The sequence below is a fragment of the uncultured Sphingomonas sp. genome, assembly GCF_913776855.1.
In the GTDB taxonomy this organism is placed as follows: domain Bacteria; phylum Pseudomonadota; class Alphaproteobacteria; order Sphingomonadales; family Sphingomonadaceae; genus Sphingomonas.
Genome location: NZ_CAJYQD010000047.1, coordinates 20,309 through 40,215, shown reverse-complemented (window position 1 = coordinate 40,215; position 19,907 = coordinate 20,309). Strand labels below are relative to the sequence as shown.

Below are 19,907 nucleotides of genomic sequence, written 5' to 3'. Positions count from 1 at the left end.
TTGGGGCGGGGTTCGGCGGTTTGAAAGAGCCTGCATAGGGTAGCGGGGCGGCGGTTTGTAGGAAAGCGTGGGTGGGGGCTTCCGGTCGTCGAGAAGAAGCGGGACCCCGGATCAAGCCTGGGATGACGTCACGTCTGTCGTACCCCGGCGCAGGCCGGGGTCCAGTTGGCGAACGTTAGTAACTTGCGGCCAGACCTCTCCAACTGGACCCCGGCCTTCGCCGGGGTACGGTCCGGTTGGGGGTACATTCCTTGCGCGCCTTACGGTGCCTCGATCACCTCGCGCAGGACGCCGAGGAACTCGCTGGCCAGCGCGCTGGGCGGGCGGTCGAGCAGGTGCATCGCGTGGACGTCGAAGGTCAGCGACGGCTTCAACGCCCGCATCGCGAGGCCGTCGGCGAGCGAGGCTTCGGCGGTAAAATTGTCGACGATGCTCAACCCCACGCCCGCGCGGACCAGAGCGGCGGCGATGTAGAAGGTGCGGGCGGATGCCACCTCCTGCAATTCGATGCCGAGGCGTTCCTGCTCCTGCGCGAAGAGCTGGCCGATCGGGCCGCTGGCGGCCAGCGTGATGAAGGGGTGACCGACCAACTGGGGCAGTTCGATCCGCTGTGCGGCGTTCGGCAGGTCGGCGTCGCGGTAGAGGACGACCAGTTCGCCTTCGCCGAGCCACATCTTGCCGAGCGGGGCGCCGCGCGGGACTTCGGCGGCGATGGCGATGTCGGTCTCGCGCTCGTACAGCTTGCGCAGCAGGTCGTCGTGATGGACGGTCTGCAGGTCGAAGCGGACGTCGGGGCGTTTCGCCATGAAGCGGGCGACGGCGGTCGGCAGCGCACCGAGGGCAAGGCTGGGCAGGGCGGAGATACGCAAGGTCGCGCCGCCGCCGCTGCGCAGGTTGCGACCGGCTTCGCGCAGCGCCCGGACGCGTTCCTGAATGTCGGCCACGTCGCCGAACAGGGCATGGGCGTCTTCGGTGGGCACGAGGCGGCTGTTGGTCCGCTGGAACAGTTCGAAGCCGAGCAAGGTCTCGGCATGGCGTAGCGTTTTCGAGACCGAGGGCTGCGAGATGTTGAGCGCGCGGGCGGCGGCGCTGACCGATCCGTTGACGTAGACGGCGTGGAAAATCTCGATATGGCGCAGGTTCATGTCGCCACTTGGCCCCGATAGCGGCCCTCGTCCAGCCCGTCTTCGGCACGGGCGACCAGCGTGGCGACGGTCAGGTTGGCGCTGGCCGAGGCGACGGTGCGGGTCATGTCGAGCAGCCGGTCGAACGGGAGGACGAGGCCGACGACCAACGCGGTCTGTTCCGCGCCGACCCCGACCGCGCCCAGCATCGCCGCGAGCATGAACAGCGAGGCGGAGGGAACGGGTGCGGTGCCGAACGCGGCAAGCGCGCCGGTCGCGAGCATGACGCCCAGCATCCACGCGTCGGGGACGATCCCCAGCGCCTGCAACGCGAATTGACCGAGCAGGCCGACATACATCGCCGTCCCGTCCTTGCCGATGCTGGCGCCCAGCGGCAGCACAGTCGAGGCGATCGGGCGGGCGATGCCGAGATTGTCTTGGCTAACGCGTAGCGCGACCGGCAGTGTGGCGGAGGAGGAGGCGGTCGAGAAGGCGACGATCAGCGCGTCGACGATGCCGCGAAAGAAGCGCACCACCGGGAGCCTGGCGACGAAGCGCAGCAGCCCGGCATGGAACGCCATCTGAGCCAGCGTGCCGAGGATGACGCACAGCGCCAGCCAGCCGACGTTGACGAACACCGCCATGCCGCCCCCCGCGACGGCGTTGGCGATCAGGGCGAGGACGCCGAACGGGGTCACCTCCATCACGATGCGGACGAGGTGGAGCAGGACAGCGGACAGGCCCTGGAGCAGCGCCACTACGGGCTTGCCGGCCTCGCCCGACACCACGCTGGCGATACCGAGCAGGACCGCGACGAAGATGATGGCAAGCATGTCGCCCTTCGCCAGCGCATCGACGATGTTCACGGGTACGATGCCGAGCAGCTGGTCGGCGGGGGTGACCGGCGGCCCCAGTACATGCGGCGCGACGCCGGTCAGCGCGATGCCGCTGCCCGGTTGCAGCAGCAGGCCGAACCCCATGCCGACCGACACCGCGACCAATGTGGTGAAGGCGAACAGCGCGACGGTCCGCCCGCCGATCCCGCCCAACCGCCGCGGATCGCCCAGCGACGCGATGCCGGCGGCGATGGTGATGAGGACGACGGGCACGACCAGCATCTTGATGAGGCGGACGAACAGATCGCCGACGATCTTGATCGCCGCCGCAGCCTCCGGCCACAATAACCCGATCGCGACGCCCGCGAACAGCGCGCCCACGACCCGCTGCCACAGGGGAATCGCGAACCAGCGGCGCATCAATTGCCCCAGAAGCCGGGGGCGGGGGGTGACAACATGCCGTTATCGTCGGTGACGCCGCCGGGGCGGTCTTCGGACAGCCACAATGGCCCGTCGAGGTCGACGAAGGCGGCCTGTCCGGCGATCAGCATGGCAGGCGCGATGCCCAGCGACGAACAGACCATGCACCCGACCATCAACCCGAATCCCTTTTCACGCGCCCTGCGGGCCAGCACGAGTGCTTCGGTCAGCCCGCCGGTCTTGTCGAGCTTGATGTTCACCACGTCGTAGCGGCCGGCAAGGCGATCGAGGTCGGCAGCGGTGTGGAGCGCTTCGTCGGCGGCGATCGGGACCGGACTGTCGAACTGCGCCAGCGCGCCGTCCTCGCCCGCGGGCAGCGGCTGTTCGAGCAGGTCGACGCGCCAGTCGAGGAGGTGAGGCTTCAGCGTTTCGAGCGTGTCGATCGTCCAGCTTTCATTGGGATCGACGATCAGGCGCGGGGCACGCGCTGCGGCGCGGACGGCGGCGATCTGCGCGGCAGGGTCGGTGCGGTCGACCTTGATCTTCAGCAAGGGCACAGTCGCGACCTTTGCCGCCGCGCGGGCCATCGCATCGGGGGTATCGAGGCCGATGGTGATGGCGGAGGGCACCGCGACCGGTTCGCCCAGGCCGGCGAGCGCGGCGACGCTCCGCCCGGCGAGGCGCGCCTCCAGGTCCCACAGCGCGCAGTCGGTTGCGTTGCGCGCCGCACCGGCGGGAAGCAGGGCGGCGAGGTCCTTGCGGCAGGCGCCATCGGCGATGGAGGGGGCGACGGCACGGATCGCGGCCAGCGTGTCGTCGATCCCCTCGCCATAGCGGGCATAGGGGACGGCCTCGCCCTGGCCGGTCACGTCGCCTTGCGCGATCGTGACCGTGACGACATCGGCCGCCGTCTTGACCCCCCGCGAAATGCGGAAAGGGTTGCTCAGGCCGAAACGGTCATGGGCGACGTCGAGATGTCGAAGCATGTCTGCATCCAGTCGATGATCGGGTCCGCGCCGAAGCGATAGGGATCGGTGCAGGGCAGGCCGTGCGCTTCGGCGGTTTCGGCGCACAGACGGCGGGCCTCGTCCTCGGGCAGCTTCACCGTGTTGAGTGCGATGCCGACCGCCTGCACGTCCGGGCTGGTCAGGCGCGCGACCGACAGGTTGGCGGCGAGGCATTCGGCGATGCCCGGCACGGCATAGTGCGGCAGGCCACGCATATGGTCGCGTGCCGGGTCGTGGCACATGACGATCGCGCGGGGCTGCGCGCCGTGGAGCAGGCCGGTCGACACGCCGGCGAAGGACGGGTGGAACAGCGACCCCTGCCCCTCGATCAGGTCCCAGCCATCGTCGGTGCGTGCCGGGGTGATCGTTTCGATCGCGCCGGAGATGAAGTCGGCGACCACCGCGTCGACGGGGACGCCCGATCCGGCGATCAGGATGCCGGTCTGTCCGGTGGCGCGGAAGTCGGCCTTCATCCCGCGCGCGACCATTGTGCGCTCAAGGGCAAGGGTCGAATACATCTTGCCGACCGAACAATCGGTGCCGACCGTCAGCAGGCGGTTGCCCGCGCGGCGCCTGCCATTGCCGACCGGCAGGTGGGCGGGCGGATCGCGCACGTCGAACAGCTGGACGCCGGCGTCCTGCGCAGCCTTGACGATCTGCGGCACGTCACGCAGCCGCTGGTGCAGGCCGGAGGCGACGTTCATGCCGACCGCGATCGCGGCGAGCGCGTCGTGGATGAGCGCGTCGCCCATGCGGCCGCCGGCATTGGCGATGCCGAGGATCAGCGTGTTGGCCCCGGCGGCACGGCCCTGTGCGGCATCCATGCGTGGCAGGCCGAGGGTCAGCGGGCAGTCGTCATGCCGCCATTCGCCGACGCATTCGTCGGGGCGGAAGGTGGCGACCCCGCGCGAGGTCTTGATACCGACCGCGTCGTCGGAATGGCCGAGATAGAGGAGGAAGGGACCGGGGATCATCGCGCACCCTGCTGGCTGTCGGGACACCGGGATAGGGCGGGGGGTGGGCGGGTGCCCAATCATGCTGTCGCGGGGAGGTATAGCGGTTGGTTATGGGGTGGTCGGAGGTTGCGGTTGGGGTCTTCACGCCGGACTAGATCGAGACCTGTGCGAAGTGGTCCGATCACTCGAAAATCCCGTACCCCGGCGAAGGCCGGGGTCCAGTTGGACAGGCTTTTCCGTACCTTGCCGACGTCCCCCAACTGGGCCCCGGCCTTCGCCGGGGTACAAGAGGCGTGTTTCGCGAAGGTCTCGACTTGATCCGGAGTGACGGGCGGGTCAGGTCGCCGGACACTGTTTCGGCGTCGGGCGCAACAGCGCGCGGCCGGGGGCGGCGCCGGTGGTCGCGCCGTCCTTCAGCGCCAGCTTGCCGTTCACGAACAGCGCCTTGACCCCGACGCTGGGGATGCGGGGGTTCACATAGGTTGCGCGGGGGGCATAGTTCACCGGGTCGAACACGACGACATCGGCATAATAGCCGGGCTTCAGGTAACCGCGATGGTCCACCCGGTACATGTCCGCCGTCGCGCCGGTCGAACGGTGGATGAAGTCGCGCAGCGTGATGACCTTCCGCTCGCGGACATAGACCTGATATTTGCGCGGGAAGGTCGCGTATTGGCGCGGGTGGCCGTTCGATCCGTCCGAGCTGGTCACGACCCAAGGCTGGCGCATGATGAGGTCGGCATCGGCGTCGATCATGTTGAAGCTGGCGACCGAGACGCCGGCCGGTTCCTTGCCCGTCGCATCGGCGACGCGCAGGATCTTGATCGCGGCGTCGATCGGGTCGAGCTTCCACTGGTCCGCCATCTGGCCCAGCGTCTTGCCGGTCCACGGCATCCCGGCGCTGGTCAGCAGCAGCCAATCCTTGCCGCCGCGGCGGCGGAGATTCTCGGCCATTTCTTGCCTGATCTTCGCCAGCGTCGCCGGGTCGTCGAACCGCTGGATCAGGCGGGGATAGCCGCCGTCATTGGCCCAGCGGGGGACGAGCGAGGCGTCGACGCTGGAGCCGGACGCCAGCCAGGGATATTGGTCGGCGGTGACGTTCTGTCCGGCTTTCCGTGCAGCCTCGATCGTGGCGATCAGTTCGGGGGCCTTGCCCTGCACATCGACGCCCAGCGCCTTCAGATGGGCGATATGGACCGGCATCTTCGCCTCGCGACCGATCTCGATCACTTCCTTCGTCGAGTTGATCAGGCCGATCGAATAGTTGGATTCGTCGCGCTGGTGCGTGTCGTACATCCCGCCGCGGATCGCGGCCTCGCGGGCGATGGCGACCACTTCGTCGGTCTTGGCGAAGCTCTGCGGCGCGTAGAACAGGCCGGTGGAAAAGCCGTACGCGCCTTCGCACATCGCCTTGGCCACCAGCGCCTTTTCGCGGGCCAGTTCGGCGGGGGTGGGGGCGCGGTCGTCCTGTCCCAGCACCCGGCCGCGCACCGCGCCGAAGCCGACGAACGGCGCGACATTGGTGCCGATGCCGCCGGCCATCAGCTTGCGCGCATCCTCCGCGACATCGGGCGTGCCATATCCGTCGACGCCGATGACGATGGTCGACACGCCCTGCGCCAGCCATGGGAGGTTCAGCCGCTCCTTCGCATCGGTCGAGCGGATATAGCTGTCGGGATGGGTGTGGGCGTCGATGAAGCCGGGGGCGACGATCTGGCCCTTCGCGTCGATCACCTGCGCCGCCGGTGTCCGGCGGGTCGGGCCGACATAGACGATGCGATCGCCGGCGATTTCGATGTCGCCGGTGATCGGCTCTGCATTCGCCCCGCTATAGACGGTGCCGCCGCGGATCACGATGTCGACCCGAGGTGCTGCGGCGACGGCCGGACCCGCAAGCGCGGCGAGCAGGGCGATCAGGGGCAGGCGCGTCATCGGCGATTCCTTTGCGAATTGGGCGTGAGCGTAGCACGGCGCGCGGCCTTTCCGTCCACCGCGCTTCGGCTGAACAGCAGCGGCAGGGGGCGTCCGGCGATCCATGGCGCAACCTGGTCGCGATAATGCGGGCTGCGCGCATCGTTCGACTGGCCGGGCAGGTTCAGGAACACCGAATTGTCCCATGCGCCGACATCGATGACCTGCAGATAGCTGGCCCCGCCGCCGACACGCCAGCCGGGGCCATCGCCCAGCCAGCGGGCCATGACGGTGTAGCTGTCGCCGCCCGATGCCCCGCCCTCAATCGGGGGGAAGGCGGCGGCGATGGCGGGGATGCGCGACAGGGGGTGGGCGATGCGGACCTGATGCAGGCTGCCCCAGCGCCATTTGGCCGGATCGGGGCCGAGCAGCGACTGGGCGGTGGCCCATGCCGACGCCAGCGCAGGCGCCAGGACCGTTTCGCGCAGCGTGCCATGGGGATTGGTAAGCATGGTCAGCAACACCGACGAATCGATCTCCGTAATCAGCGCCTTGCCCCGCGCCGGGACGACATCCGCCAGCACGCGTTTCGACACGTCGCGCCACAGGATTTCGAACAGCGCGGCGGGGCCGCTATCGGCGGTGAGGCGCCCGTCCCAGCGCCGCAGCATGTCGCCCGCCGGCGAAGGGGTGGCGGGCAGGACGGCCAGCAACTGGCGCGCGGGCGTCGATACCGTGTCGAACTGCAACGCCACGCTGTCGGCCACGCTGTGCTTCGGCTGGGCGGCGAGGACGTCGGCGATCCGTTCGTAGCGATAGGGCGCGCGGAACGAGAAGGCGGGGATGCGGTCGCGCGGCCAGTCGGCGGGCAGGTTGTTCTGGTTGGCGGAGGCGAACCAGCCTTTCTTCGGGTTATATTCGTTGGGCAGCGACGCGAAATCACGCATCCCGGTCCAGTCGTAGCGCCCGTCGCCCGGCACCGGCAACAGCCCGTCGCCGCGCTTGCGGATGGGGGCAAAGCCGATCACCTGCCACCCGGTATTCCCCGCCGTATCGGCGTAGTGGAAATTGGTCGGCGAAGGGTGGAGGCGGAATGCCTTGCGCAGCGACGCCCAGTCGCGCGCAAGATTGATCGCGACCATCGCGAAGGCGCCGCCGCCGCCCGGCTGCATCGCGATCGACGCCAGCACGCTGGCGCGGCGTTTCGCCGGATCGTGCGACACGACCGGGCCCTGCACCGAATAGCGCAGCGTCGCGACATAGGGCGCGGTGCCTTTGACGGGGATCGCCACGTCGATCTTCGTGAAGCGTTTCCAGCCGCCATTGTGGCGGTAGCGTTCGGGATCGGCCGGATCGAGGTCGAGGATGAACAGGTCCTGCTGGTCGATATGGAAATTGGTGCGGCCAAAGGCGAAGCGGTCGGTATGGCCCTGCATGATGCCGGGCAGGCCGGGCGCGCCGCCGCCGATCACGTCGAGGCCGGGGGCGGTCAGATGCGCGACATGGCGCGGGCCGAAGCCACCGATGCCGAGATGCGGATCGTTCGCCAGGATCGGGCGGCCGGTCGCGGTACGGTTCCCGGCGACGGTCCACGCATTGCTGCCGGCGTTGGCGCGCTCCATCGGCCCTTCGGCTGGATCGCGGGTCGGGGTGTCGGGGCCGAAGGGCAGCCCGCCCTGGCGCAGCACGCCGAGGTCGGCGGGGGAGACGGCGGCGGTGTCGAGGCCGTCGGGGACGGTCATCTGCCAGCTGGGGCGCAGCGGCGCGACGATCGCGTCGAGGTCGAGCAGACCGATCGCCGCCAGTTGCGCCCGGCGGATTTCGTCATCGGCGTTGCCGATCGCGCCGCCGCGGGCGAGGACGAAATCCTCGATCGCCCATTTGATCGGCTGCACGCCGAGGATCGCATATTCCTGCGGCAGCAAGGTCGGGTCGGCCAGCACTTCGTCGATGCGGGCGTTGATGCCGGCGATATAGGCGCGGGTGCAGGCCAGCACGTCGGCCGGCACTTTGCGCAGTTCGGCGTTCAGGTCGCCGCGATAGTGGAACAGGCGTGCGGCGGCATCGTGTTTCGCGAAGTCCACGCCGAACGCCTCGGCCAGCCGACCCAGTTCGCGTCGATGGCCCAGGTCGATCTGGAACAGCCGGTCGCGCGCGACGACATAGCCCTGTCCGTAGAATGCGTCGGGAATGGTCGCGGCGCAGATATGGGGCACGCCGTAGATGTCGTCGACGATCTCGATCGGGGCGGAGAGCGTGTCGGGTGCGGCATGGGCGGCTACGGGCGCGAGGGCGACCATGGCGGCCGACCCCTGAAGGAAGGCACGGCGGTTCATCATCACTTGGCGTCCCCAAAGCTGCAGGCGGCCAAAGGCTAGGCCAGTGGCGCGCGCGCAGGGTATGACAACCGCGCCCCGGCCCATAGGGCGCGTTTATGGCAGGGCCGCCCATAATCTGCGGCTATGGTTTGGTGAAGCGATAGAAGCCGTGCATCGCTTGACGCTGGTCCCTCCCACCGCGCAGCTTTCGCCTTCGACACGGACGACGTTGGATCGATCCGGCGATGCCGCAGGAACCAACACGGTAACAGATGCAGCCCGACCTACGGGCGAAGGGGAGCATTCCATGACGACGACCATGCCCTTCCGGCGGACCATCCCGGCACTGGCCCGCGCGACCAGCCTTGCCGCCCTGTGCATCGCGACGTGCATCGCGACCCCGGCGTTCGCGCAGGAGGCCGTGCCCGCCCCGACCGAACAGGCCGCCGATCCCGCGACGCAGGCGGAGGGCGAAATCCTCGTCACCGGATCGCGCGTGGTGCGCGACGGGTTCCAGTCGCCGACGCCGCTGACCGTGCTGACGACGGCCGAGATCCAGAACAGCTCGCCGACCAACAACCTGGCCGATTTCGTGAACCAGATCCCGGCGGTGGCGGGCAGCCTGCGCCCGGCCAATTCGCGCCTCGCGATCAGTTCGGGGCTGGCCGGCATCAACGCGCTGAACCTGCGCGCGCTGGGCGAAATCCGCACGCTGGTGCTGCTCGACGGGCGGCGCTCGGTCGGGTCGAGCGTCACCGGGCTGGTCGACATCAACACCTTTCCGCAGGCATTGGTGAAGAGCGTCGAGATCGTGACCGGCGGCGCGTCGGCGGCATATGGGTCGGATGCGGTCGCGGGCGTGGTCAACTTCGCGCTCGACAAGACCTATGAGGGGCTGAAGGTCTCCGCCGACAGCGGCATCACCGAATATGGCGACGGGTTCAATTATTCGTTCAGCGTGGCGGGCGGGACCAGCTTTGCCGACGGGCGCGGCCATGTGCTGCTGAGCGGGGAGGTCGCGCATCGCGACGGCATCTTCCAGGTCGATCGCGAATGGAACGCGCGTGGGCGGGTGGTGGTCACCAACCCGGCCTATACCAATACCAACGGCCTGCCGCAGTTCCTGACGCTGAACCAGATCGGGGTCGCCAATGCGACGCCGGGCGGGATCATCCTGAATTCGACCGGCGGCACCGCCAACCGGCTGCGTGGCATCTATTTCGGGGCCGGCGGGTCGATCAACCAGTTCAACTACGGCAGCTTCAATTCGCCGGCCCTTGGCGGCAGCACCGCGCCGACCCGGACGCAGGGCGGCGACTGGCAGCTGAACGACCAGGGGCGCAATATCGGCCTAGACGCCGATGACGACCGGCACGGCGTGTTCGGGCGCGTCAGCTATCAGCTGGCCGACTGGATCACGGTGTTCGGCGAAGCGTCGTACAACTGGCAGAAGACGCTGTTCAATGCCGGACCGCAGCTGTCGACCACGACGACGCTGCGCAGCGACAATGCGTATCTGATCAACACGCTGGGCGCGGCGCGGCTGGCCGGGATCACGTCGGTCACGATCGGCACCACCGCCGTCGACCTGCCCTATCGCAAGAACAACAGCAGCCGCGACGTGCAGCGCTATGCCATCGGTGCGGAGGGCGATTTCCAGCTGTTCGGCAACAAGGCGGTGTGGAGCGCCTATGGCCAATATGGCGAGACGAATGCGCGCGAGCAGCTGCGCGACATCATGAACGTCGCGCGCATGGCGAATGCGACCGACGCGGTGTTCGCGCCGGCCGGCAACGCGCTGGGCGTCGCGGCAGGCACGATCGTGTGCCGGTCGACGCTCACCGCGCCGACCAACGGCTGCGTGCCGATGAACCGGCTGGGCGTCGGCGTCACCAGCCAGGGCGCGATCGATTACGCGCTGGGCGACCCGTATCGCGACCAGACGCTGAAGCAGACGGTGGCGGGCATCAACCTGTCGGTCGTGCCGTTCGCCACCTGGGCCGGCGATGTCAGCGTCGCGGTGGGCGGCGAATATCGCAAGGAAGAGGTGTCGGGCTATGTCCCGCCCGAGTTCCAGACCGGCTGGTCGGTCGGCAACTTCCTGCCGACCAGGGGCAGCTACAACGTCAAGGAAGCATATCTCGAAACCGTCGTGCCGCTGGGGGCCGGCGTCGAGTTCAACGGCGCGGTGCGTGCGACCGATTATTCGACCTCGGGCTATGTGACGACGTGGAAGGTCGGGACGACCTGGGCGCCGGTCGACGACATCCGGTTCCGCGTCACCCGGTCGCGTGACATCCGCGCACCCAATCTGAGCGAGCTGTTCCAGGCGGGCACGTCGCGCACCAACACGCTGACCGATCCGTTCACCGGGCGGACCGGCGTCACCTTCCGCGAGACGACCACGGGCAACCTGAACCTGAAGCCCGAGATCGCCGATTCGACCAGCGTCGGCGTGGTGTTGCAACCGCGCTTCATCCCCGGCTTCTCGTTTTCGGCCGACGGATTCCTCATCAAGCTGCAGGATGCGATCGGGCAGTTCTTTGCGCAGGACATCATCAATCGCTGTTTCGAGGGACGGACGGAGTTCTGCGCGGCGTACGGCGCCGACCCGCTGGGCGATCGCGAGTTCTTCTTCCGCGCCAGCCCGTTCAACTTCGCGCGGCAGACGGTGCGCGGGGTCGATTTCGACGCGACCTATCGTCTGCCGCTGGCCGATGTGGTCGACAGCGCGCCGGGCAATGTCACGCTGAAGGCGCTGGCGACACGTTATATCGATAACATCACCGATACCGGCGTGCCGAACGTCGTGCCGGTCGATATCGTCGGGCAGCTGGGCGGGGCCAGCCTGCCGAGCTGGATCTATCGCTTCAACGCGACCTACGACACCGACAGCTTCGCCATCACCGGTACGGCGCGCGGGGTTTCCGGGGGTACCTATTCAAACAACTATATCGTGTGTTCGACCAATTGCCCGGTCGGGCGGCCATCGGGGATCGTGTCGCAATTCCCGACGATCGACAGCAACAGGATCGACGGCGCGACCTATTTCGACCTCAACCTGACCGGCAAGGTCGATATGGGGGCCGGGGCCAAGGCCGAACTGTTCCTGAACGTCACCAACCTGTTCAATCGCGAGCCGATCCTGCTGCCGGAGACGGGGCTGGCGGCGAACAGCACCTATTCGGACCTACTGGGGCGGTCGTTCCGGGTGGGCATCCGGATGCAGACGCGGTGATGGGCCGTTTACAGGATCTGGCGTAAGTCGAGATGCCGTACCCCGGCGAAGGCCGGGGTCCAGTTGGCAAGGATTTTCCGTAGATGACGGAGGTCCCCCAACTGGACCCCGGCCTTCGCCGGGGTACGGATGAGTGTGGCGGACGGGATTGCATGACGGACTCTTCGGCAACCGGACAACTGATCGCCCGACTGCGCGCCGCAGTCGGGCGGCGGCACGTGCTGACCGATCCGCGCCGGACCGCGCGGTTCCGGCAGGGGTATCGGACCGGTGGCGGCGCGGCGATCGCGGTGGTGCGGCCCGCCACGCTGGTCGAATTGTGGCGCGTGGCGCAGGCGTGCGTCGCCGCCGACGTATCGATCCTGATGCAGGCGTCGAATACCGGGCTGACCGGCGGGTCGACCCCGGACGGCGACGACTATCCCGGCGGGCTGGTCATCATCAGCACGACGCGGCTCGACCGGCTGCATCTGCTGGGCGGTGGCGCGCAGGTCGTGTGCCTGCCGGGCACCACGCTCTACGGCCTCGAGGCGGCGCTGCGGCCACTGGGGCGGGAGCCGCATTCGGTGATCGGGTCGTCGTGCCTGGGCGCGTCGGTGGTCGGCGGGGTCTGCAACAATTCGGGCGGGTCGCTGATCCGGCGGGGGCCGGCCTATACCGAACTGGCACTGTTCGGCCGCGTCGGCGCGGACGGCACGTTGCGGCTGGTCAACCATCTGGGCATCGCGCTGGGCGACGATCCGGAGGTGGTGCTGAGGCGGCTGGACCGGGGCGACTTCACCGCCGCCGATGTCGATCCGGCAGCGGACCGGCCGGCGCACGACCATCGCTACGTCACCCATGTCCGCGACATCGACAGCGCGGTTCCGGCGCGGTTCAATGCCGACCCGCGCTGCCTGTTCGAAGCGGCGGGAAGTGCGGGCAAGCTGATCGTGTTCGCGGTGCGGCTGGACACGTTCGCGCGAGAGGATGCGACGGTTACCTTCTATATCGGGACGAACGATCCCGACCGGCTGACCGAGTTGCGCCGGACGATGCTCGCCGCGTTCGCGGCGTTGCCGATCGCGGGCGAATATATGCATCGCGGGGCGTTCGACATCGCCGATCGTTATGGCCGCGACACGTTCCGCGCGATCGAGCGGCTGGGCACCGACCGGCTGCCGCGCCTGTTCGCGGCCAAGGCGTGGGTCGATGGCGTGACCGGGCGGTTCGTACGCAACCTGAGCGATCGGGTATTGCAGCGGGCGGGCAGCCTGCTGGGCGATCACCTGCCCCGGCGGATGCGCGCGTTTCGCGACCGGTTCGAACATCATCTGCTGCTGAAGATGCCGGCGGCCGACGCACCTGCGACCGCGGCGCTGCTCGACACGCTGTTGCCCGACGCATGGTTCGAATGTTCGGCCGAGGAATCGGCCAAGGCGTTCCTCCACCGCTTCGTCGCGGCGGGGGCGGCGGTGCGGTATCGCGCGGTCCATGCCGACCGGGTGGAGGACATCGTCGCGCTGGACGTCGCCCTGCCGCGCAACACCCGTGACTGGGCAGAGGTGCTGCCGGACGAGCTGGGCGGGCAGGTGGTCGATACGCTCTATTACGGGCATTTCTTCTGCCATGTGTTCCACCGCGACTATATCGTGCGGAAAGGTGCGGACCCGCTGGCGTTCGAACATGCGCTGTGGGACCGGCTGGACGCGGTGGGCGCGAAATATCCGGCGGAGCATAATGTCGGGCATCTGTATCATGCCGGACCGGCGCTGGCCGGCTTCTATCGCGACCTCGATCCGCGCAACCAGCTGAACCCCGGTATCGGTCACACGTCGCGCGCGCGGCAGTGGGAGGGGGAGGCGTGACGTTCACCCTGGGCATCGATGCCGGCGGCAGCCATTGCCGCGCGCGACTGGTCGACGGGAGCGGTCGGGAAATCGGGGCGGGGCAGGCGGGGGCGGCCAATGCCGGCATCGGCATCGACGCGCTGCGCGGCGTGCTGTCCGACGTCATCGGACAGGCCACGGCCGGATTGTCGCCGCCTGAACGGGCGCAGGTGCGCGTCGGCATGGGCATTGCCGGCATCCGACGCCCCGGCATTCGCGCCGCGTTGGAGGCCACCGATTTCGGTGTCGCCTCCGTCGCGTTGGCGAGCGATGCGCAGGTCGCGCATCTGGGCGCGCATGGCGGCGGGGATGGTGCGATCCTGATCCTGGGCACCGGCAGCGCGGCGTTGCTGCGGATCGACGGGCAGGAGGTCGCGCTGGGCGGCTATGGCTTTCCGGTGTCGGACGAGGGGAGCGGGGCGGCGCTGGGGCTGAGCGCGGTGCGCCACGCGCTGCGCGCGCTGGACGGACGGACGCGGCGGACGCCGCTGGCCGATGCCGTCGCGGCGCGATTCGGCCACGACGTGCTGCAGGCGGTGGCGTGGATGGCAACCGCCTCCCCACGCGATTACGGCGCGCTGGCACCGATCGTGATGGACCATGCCGATGCCGACGATCCTATCGCCCGGTCGATCGTCGAGGATGCGGCGGGCCATGTCGAACGCTTTGTCGAGACGATCGTGGCGCGGGGCGTCGCGCGCTGTACGCTGGTCGGCGGGCTGGCCCCCCGGTTGCAGCCATGGTTGCGCGTGCGGACGGCGGCGCATCTGTGCCCGCCGCTGGGCGATCCGTTGGACGGGGCGGTGCGGCTGGCGCGCGATACCGCTCTGAATCATAACCAGCGTTAAGCCTGTTTAAACCAGCTTCTGCGAGGTTTGCTGCCGGAAATGGCAATGCGACCCCTCGTCCTCTTGATCCTGCTCGTGCTGGGAATGCTTCCATGGAGCGCTTCGGCATCGTCGATGCCCGATGCATGGGCGACGTGGCGCACGCCGTGGTTCCAGACGCTGGATGGCGATGCGGGGCTGCACCACGCGACGGCGACGGCGATCGTGCAGAGCAGCGACGGGCTGATGTGGATCGGCACGCGCGGCGGGCTGGCGCGCTATGACGGGCAGCGGTTGCGGGTGTTTCGCCAGACTATCGGCGCGCCCGGCGGGCTGCCCGACAATTATATCCGGTCGCTGCTCGAACTGCCGCGTGGCGGCGTGCTGGTCGGCACCAATGTCGGCGGGCTGGTGCGGTTCGATCCGTCTTCCAACCGTTTCGTGCCCCTGGCCGGGGCGAAGGGGGTGGGGCTGGGAACCCGCATCATGGCGATCGAGCCGGACGGGCGGGGCGGGGCGTTCATCGCATCGGACCAGGGCGTGTTCCGCTATGATGCGGCGCGCGACCGGGTGGACCCGGTGGCCGGACCGGGCAACGCGCTGGCCGAGGGGGCGTTCGCGGTGCATCGCGATGCCGACGGAACGCTCTATGCCGGCGGCGAAAACGGCCTGTTCGTCCTTCGCCGCGGGAAAGGCGAGTTTGCCGCCGTCGCGACGCCCGACATCGGCGACGTATGGGCCATCACCCGCGACATGGCGGGGCGGCTGTGGGTCGGAACGGGGTCGCACGGCATCTTCGTGCAGTTGCCGGGTGGACGCTTCGTCCAGCCGGCGGCGCTGTCGGGCGGCGCGCCGCAGATCGCGCATCGCACGATCCGCGCCTTCGCGATCGGGCCGGACGGCGTGGTATGGGTCGGGACGGACGGGGTGGGCGTGCTGCGCATCGCGACGCAGGGTGCGTTCTCGGTGCGGTCGATGCGCAACATCCAGGGCAATCCCGGTTCGCTGGCCGGGGATACCGTGCGCGACCTGACGATCGATCGTACCGGCCGGCTATGGGCCGCGACCGAGGTCGGCGCATCGCATACCGACCCGCGGATCGACGGAATCTTCACCATCGGCAATGCAATGCCCAATCCACGGCACTCGCTGTCCGATCGCAACGTCCGCGGACTGATGGTCGACCGCCGCGACCGGATCTGGGTCGGGATGAGCAACGGCATGATCGACCGGATCGATCGGGCGGACGGCGTGGTGCGGCACCTGCGGCTGGATGGTGCCCATGCCGGACAGGACATCAAGGCGTTCGCAGAGAACCCCGACGGGACGATCCTGGCCGGCGGACGCGGCATCGTGCAGATCGATCCGGAGACGCTGGCCGAACGGTCGCTGCCGGTGCCCGACCTGGGCGACCTCCCGGTCATTTCGATGCTGCGCCAGGACCAGCGGCTGTTGATCGGCACATACAAGGGGCTGTTCGTGTGGGACGAGCGGACCCGGCGGATGCAACGCTATCGCCATGTCCCCGGCAACAATGCGTCGCTGGCCAACAACGAAGTCATCAATATCGTTGCGGCGCCGGGCGGGGGCGTGTGGCTGGCGACGCCGCGCGGGATCAACTGGTTCGATCCGGCAACCGGCCGCTTCGTCACCTATCGCAACGACCCGGCCGATCCGGCCAGCCTGCCGCAAAACTATACCGGGTCGATCCTGCCGCTGGGTGATACGTTGTGGGTCGGCACCTATGGCGGGGTCGCACGCGGCCAGTTCAGGGGGCAGCGCTGGCGCTTCCACGCGATCAACGAGGCGCGGGGCCTGGCCAACGACAATGTCGCGGCGGTGCAGGTCGATCATGCCGGCCGCATCTGGGCAACCGGTGCCAGCGGCGTTTCGGTGATCGATCCGCGCCACGAAAAGGTCCTGGCCGTCAGCCGCCGCGACGGGCTGACCACCGATTCGTTCAGCCAGCGGGTGACGGCGATCACCCAGGCCGGCGACGTGTTGTTCGGGGGTACCGGCGGGTTGCTGGTCCTGCGACCGGAACGGATGCTGACCCTGCACCCGGTGGCGGCGCCGGTGCTGGCGCCCAGCGAGATCGAGGAGGATGGCCGCATCGTCCCCTTTGATCCGCGCACCGGGTCGCGGACGATCCGGTCCGATGGCCATGGCATCCGCATCGCCTTTGCACTCAGCGATTATGCCGCGCCGGAGGAGATACGCTATCGCTACCGCCTGCGCGGGTTCGATCAGGACTGGGTGGAAATTCCGCAGGCCAGCCCGGCGACGGCGATCTATACCAACCTGCCCGGTGGTGCCTATATCCTTGAACTGCAGGCGCAAATTCCGGGCGTGCATCCCCGCGTCGTCACGACCCGGCTCGACCTGATCGTCGCGCGGGCGTGGCATGAATGGTGGTGGGTCCGGCTGGCGTTGCTGGCGATCGCGGTGCTGGCGATCGTCGGGATCGTCCAGCTACGGACGGTCGTGCTGCGCCGCAGGACCCGTATGCTGGAGACGGTCGTCGGACAGCAGACGCAGGAGCTGCGTGCGGCCAATGCCCGGCTGGAATTGCTGGCCAGCACCGATCCGCTGACCGTGCTGGCCAACCGGCGTACCATGATCGCGTTGCTGGACACCGCCCGCGAGGCGGCGTTGCAGAGCGGCCGAACCTATGTCGTCGCAATGCTCGATATCGACCTGTTCAAGCGGATCAACGATGCGCACGGGCATCAGGTCGGCGACCTGGTGATCGAAGCGGTCGCGGGCCGGATCGCGGGGGCCGTGCGGGCGGTCGATGTGGTGGCGCGCTATGGTGGCGAGGAGATCGCGATCCTGTTCGCCGACGTGTCGCCGCAAGAGGCGCTGGCGACCACCGAGCGGGTACGGACCGCCGTCGCGGAGTCGCCGATCGTGGCGAACGGCGTCGCGGTGCAGGTGACGGTCAGCGGCGGGATCGCGCTGGCGACCGGCGAGACACCGCCTGCCGAACTGCTCCACCGGGCCGATCTGGCACTGTACCAGGCCAAGCGGGACGGCCGGAATCGCGTCGTGCTGGACGATCGTGTGGCGGTCGAGGCGTCAGGCGTCCTCTGATTCCCGGTCGCTCCGGGCGAAGTGCAGGACGCCGTCGCCCAGCGATGCGAAGCGCAGCGTCGCATAGTCGAGAAAGTAATTCTGTCGCAGCCGCCACGGCGCGCGCGACCCCTGCGCCGGAGAGATCGCTGCGGCGCGGGTGACATAGCCCGAACTGAAATCGAGCAGCGGGCGCCGTTCGACATCGGGGCCGGGCGGCGCGGGGGTGCAGATGTCGTAGCCGAGCCGCCGCATATGGTTCAGCATCCGGCACATGCGGCGCGACACCAGATCGATCTTCAGCGTCCACGACGCATTGGTGTAGCCGAGCGCCAGCACGAGGTTGGGCACGCCCGACGCCATCATGCCCCGATAGATCAGGTGATCGGCGGGAACGAAGCGATCGCCGTCGATCCGCAGCCGAATGCCGCCCAGCAGGTGCAGCTTCAGCCCCGTGGCGGTGACGATGATGTCGGCATCCACCTGCGCGCCCGACCCCAGTTCGATGCCGTTCGGGGTGAAGCGGCGGATGGTGTCGGTAGCGATGGTCGCCGACCCGTCGCGCAGCGCCGCGAACAGGTCGGCATCCGGCACCAGGCACAGTCGCTGGTCCCACGGGTCGTAGCGCGGGGTGAAGTGGCGGTCGACATCGGCCATGTCGGGCAGTTCGGCTCGGACGCCCTTCAGGATCAGCGCCTCCATCCGGCGGGGCCATTTGCGGGCGAAGGTGTAGGCGGCGAGGCCCAGCCCCGCGCTCTTCCACCGGGCGAGCCGCCCGGCGATCGATTCGGGCAGCAGGCGGTAGAGCCAGTGGGCAACGCGGTCGCGTGAGGGTTGCGCGACGATGTGGCTGGGCGAGCGCTGGACCATCGTCACCTGCGCGCCGCGTGCGGCAAGTGCCGGGACCAGCGTCACCGCGGTCGCCCCGCTGCCGATCACCGCCACGCGCTTTCCTCCGACATCGAGGTCCTGCGGCCAATGCTGGGGGTGGACGATCCGCCCGGCAAAGTCGGCCTGTCCCTCGAAATCCGGCGCATGGCCGCCGGCATAGTCGTAATAGCCGCAACCCATGAACAGGAAGCGGCAGGTGATCTTCGACATCACGCCATCGACGTCGCAGGTCAGCGTCCAGCGCGCGGTATCGGACGACCAGTCGGCGGCGACGATGCGATGGCGGAAACGGATATGGCGGTCGATGCCGAAGGCGCGGGCCGTATCCGCGATATAGTCGCGAATGTCGCCGCCATCGGCGATCGCCTTGTCCCCGCGCCACGGCCGGAACGGGAAGCCCAGCGTATGCATGTCGGAATCGGACCGGACCCCCGGATAGCGGAACAGGTCCCAGGTCCCGCCGATCGCGCCGCGCGCCTCGAAGATCGCATAGCTTCGATCGGGGCAGCGCCGTTGCAGGTGCCATGCGGCGTCGATGCCGGAGATGCCGGCACCGATGATCGCGACATCGAGTTCGGGTTCGGGCGGGGCGGGGGTCGGCATGGGCGGCTTATCCGCCCGCCCGGCCCCCTTGCCAAGCCCGCGCGGTTCAGCGGCCCGTGCCGAGCAGCAGCGCGGTCAGCACCGGATCGCCGGTGCGGCGCGGATCGGCGCGGATCGCCGCTTCCTCGCGCCCGATCGCGCGGAAGATCGCGTTCCCCGCCTGGTCCGCCGCGCTGCGGGCGATGGCAGTATAGTCGATGCCGGTCTGCGCGGTGACGATCGCCGACAGGATCTCGGTCGCGTCCGATCGCAGGCCGCTGGAAAATTCGGGGAACATCGCCTCGATCACCGCGCCGCGTGCCGATTGCGCCAACAGGTCGGTGGCGGCGGTCGGTCCGCCGCGCAGCACCGCGACGGCATCGGCCAGCGTCAGTCCGCGGATCGAATCCAGCACGACCGGCGTGGCACGATCGGCGGCATCGACGGCAATGTCGTTCAGCGCCATCGCGATCCGCCCGCGCACCGCATTGGTCCGCAGCACGGCCGCCAGCACATTGTTCTGCCCGCCGGTATCCGGCAGCGTCAGGCGGGTGAGCTGATCGTCATAGAAGCCGCCCGGACGGATCAGCCGTTCGAACGCCCGCTGGCTGGACAGAGTGAGCAGGCGGCGGACCCCTTCCTCCACGCTGTAGCTGCCCAGCGGCGTGGCACAGCCGCCGAGCAGGGCGACCGGAAGGAGCAGGGCAGCGCCGCCAATAATGCGGCGACGCGACAGCGGGGCATGGATCATGGCGGATTCTCCGGTAAGCGATTGCGCTGCCAACGCAGGCGACGCCATCCGGTGCCGCGTCCGCCGTGAACCGACGTTGAACCGCCGTTCGTTTTGCTTCCGTTTC

Annotated in this window: 12 protein-coding genes; 4 read left to right on the top strand and 8 right to left on the bottom strand. The window is 68.7% G+C overall.

Annotated elements, in window-relative coordinates; translation table 11 throughout:
* Window positions 1–260: 260 nt before the first annotated feature.
* The 6 genes from QZ755_RS14555 to QZ755_RS14530 form a co-directional block, all read right to left on the bottom strand.
* The gene (locus QZ755_RS14555) at window positions 261–1,145 is read right to left on the bottom strand and encodes a LysR substrate-binding domain-containing protein (RefSeq protein WP_294324221.1); all 885 of its coding nucleotides are present in this window, start codon (window positions 1,143–1,145) and stop codon (window positions 261–263) included.
* Window positions 1,142–2,380, bottom strand: coding sequence for a dicarboxylate/amino acid:cation symporter (locus QZ755_RS14550; protein ID WP_294324218.1), 1,239 nt, complete (start codon window positions 2,378–2,380; stop codon window positions 1,142–1,144). Before QZ755_RS14550 ends, QZ755_RS14555 begins: the two co-directional genes overlap by 4 nt.
* On the bottom strand, window positions 2,380–3,366 hold the full coding sequence (dgcA, locus tag QZ755_RS14545; RefSeq protein WP_294324215.1) for an N-acetyl-D-Glu racemase DgcA: 987 nt from the start codon (window positions 3,364–3,366) through the stop codon (window positions 2,380–2,382). Before dgcA ends, QZ755_RS14550 begins: the two co-directional genes overlap by 1 nt.
* Window positions 3,324–4,361: an N-acetyltransferase DgcN gene (gene dgcN / locus QZ755_RS14540; RefSeq protein ID WP_294324213.1), complete on the bottom strand. Its 1,038-nt coding sequence runs from the start codon at window positions 4,359–4,361 to the stop codon at window positions 3,324–3,326. The genes dgcA and dgcN overlap by 43 nt, the downstream gene beginning before the upstream one ends.
* Window positions 4,362–4,679: 318 nt before the next feature.
* Window positions 4,680–6,275 carry an amidohydrolase family protein gene (locus QZ755_RS14535; protein ID WP_294324208.1) on the bottom strand — a complete coding sequence of 532 codons (1,596 nt, stop codon included), beginning with the start codon at window positions 6,273–6,275 and terminating at the stop codon, window positions 4,680–4,682.
* Window positions 6,272–8,593 (bottom strand): penicillin acylase family protein, encoded by a 2,322-nt coding sequence (locus QZ755_RS14530; protein WP_294324206.1) that lies wholly within the window; start codon window positions 8,591–8,593, stop codon window positions 6,272–6,274. The genes QZ755_RS14535 and QZ755_RS14530 overlap by 4 nt, the downstream gene beginning before the upstream one ends.
* Before the next feature lie 286 nt (window positions 8,594–8,879).
* Here QZ755_RS14530 and QZ755_RS14525 point away from each other — a divergent pair, with 286 nt between their 5' ends.
* The 4 genes from QZ755_RS14525 (at window position 8,880) to QZ755_RS14510 (ending at window position 17,598) form a co-directional block, all read left to right on the top strand.
* Window positions 8,880–11,810: a TonB-dependent receptor gene (locus QZ755_RS14525; RefSeq protein ID WP_294324204.1), complete on the top strand. Its 2,931-nt coding sequence runs from the start codon at window positions 8,880–8,882 to the stop codon at window positions 11,808–11,810.
* Window positions 11,811–11,962: 152 nt separating this feature from the next.
* Window positions 11,963–13,657: a D-lactate dehydrogenase gene (gene dld / locus QZ755_RS14520; protein ID WP_294324200.1), complete on the top strand. Its 1,695-nt coding sequence runs from the start codon at window positions 11,963–11,965 to the stop codon at window positions 13,655–13,657.
* A complete protein-coding gene (locus tag QZ755_RS14515) occupies window positions 13,654–14,526 on the top strand; it encodes a BadF/BadG/BcrA/BcrD ATPase family protein (protein ID WP_294324199.1) in 873 nt (290 codons plus the stop codon). Before dld ends, QZ755_RS14515 begins: the two co-directional genes overlap by 4 nt.
* Window positions 14,527–14,571: 45 nt before the next feature.
* On the top strand, window positions 14,572–17,598 hold the full coding sequence (locus QZ755_RS14510; protein ID WP_294324198.1) for a ligand-binding sensor domain-containing diguanylate cyclase: 3,027 nt from the start codon (window positions 14,572–14,574) through the stop codon (window positions 17,596–17,598).
* On the opposite strand, the gene QZ755_RS14505 is transcribed toward QZ755_RS14510, so the two are convergent.
* Together QZ755_RS14505 and QZ755_RS14500 are read right to left on the bottom strand one after the other, a co-directional pair.
* Entirely contained in the window at window positions 17,584–19,071 is a 1,488-nt protein-coding gene (locus tag QZ755_RS14505) for an NAD(P)/FAD-dependent oxidoreductase (protein WP_294324197.1), read from the bottom strand. The two genes, QZ755_RS14510 and QZ755_RS14505, sit on opposite strands and share 15 nt — an antisense overlap.
* Window positions 19,072–19,117: 46 nt before the next feature.
* On the bottom strand, window positions 19,118–19,801 hold the full coding sequence (locus QZ755_RS14500; RefSeq protein WP_294324194.1) for a DUF4197 domain-containing protein: 684 nt from the start codon (window positions 19,799–19,801) through the stop codon (window positions 19,118–19,120).
* Window positions 19,802–19,907 lie beyond the last annotated feature (106 nt).

Excerpts from the sequence above, each read along its gene's own strand:
- QZ755_RS14555 (WP_294324221.1), bottom strand. The coding sequence starts at position 1,145 with ATGAACCTGCGCCATATCGAGATTTTCCACGCCGTCTACGTCAACGGA.
- QZ755_RS14550 (WP_294324218.1), bottom strand. The coding sequence starts at position 2,380 with ATGCGCCGCTGGTTCGCGATTCCCCTGTGGCAGCGGGTCGTGGGCGCG.
- dgcA (WP_294324215.1), bottom strand. The coding sequence starts at position 3,366 with ATGCTTCGACATCTCGACGTCGCCCATGACCGTTTCGGCCTGAGCAAC.
- dgcN (WP_294324213.1), bottom strand. The coding sequence starts at position 4,361 with ATGATCCCCGGTCCCTTCCTCCTCTATCTCGGCCATTCCGACGACGCG.
- QZ755_RS14535 (WP_294324208.1), bottom strand. The coding sequence starts at position 6,275 with ATGACGCGCCTGCCCCTGATCGCCCTGCTCGCCGCGCTTGCGGGTCCG.
- QZ755_RS14530 (WP_294324206.1), bottom strand. The coding sequence starts at position 8,593 with ATGATGAACCGCCGTGCCTTCCTTCAGGGGTCGGCCGCCATGGTCGCC.
- QZ755_RS14525 (WP_294324204.1), top strand. The coding sequence starts at position 8,880 with ATGACGACGACCATGCCCTTCCGGCGGACCATCCCGGCACTGGCCCGC.
- dld (WP_294324200.1), top strand. The coding sequence starts at position 11,963 with ATGACGGACTCTTCGGCAACCGGACAACTGATCGCCCGACTGCGCGCC.
- QZ755_RS14510 (WP_294324198.1), top strand. The coding sequence starts at position 14,572 with ATGCGACCCCTCGTCCTCTTGATCCTGCTCGTGCTGGGAATGCTTCCA.
- QZ755_RS14505 (WP_294324197.1), bottom strand. The coding sequence starts at position 19,071 with ATGCCGACCCCCGCCCCGCCCGAACCCGAACTCGATGTCGCGATCATC.
- QZ755_RS14500 (WP_294324194.1), bottom strand. The coding sequence starts at position 19,801 with ATGATCCATGCCCCGCTGTCGCGTCGCCGCATTATTGGCGGCGCTGCC.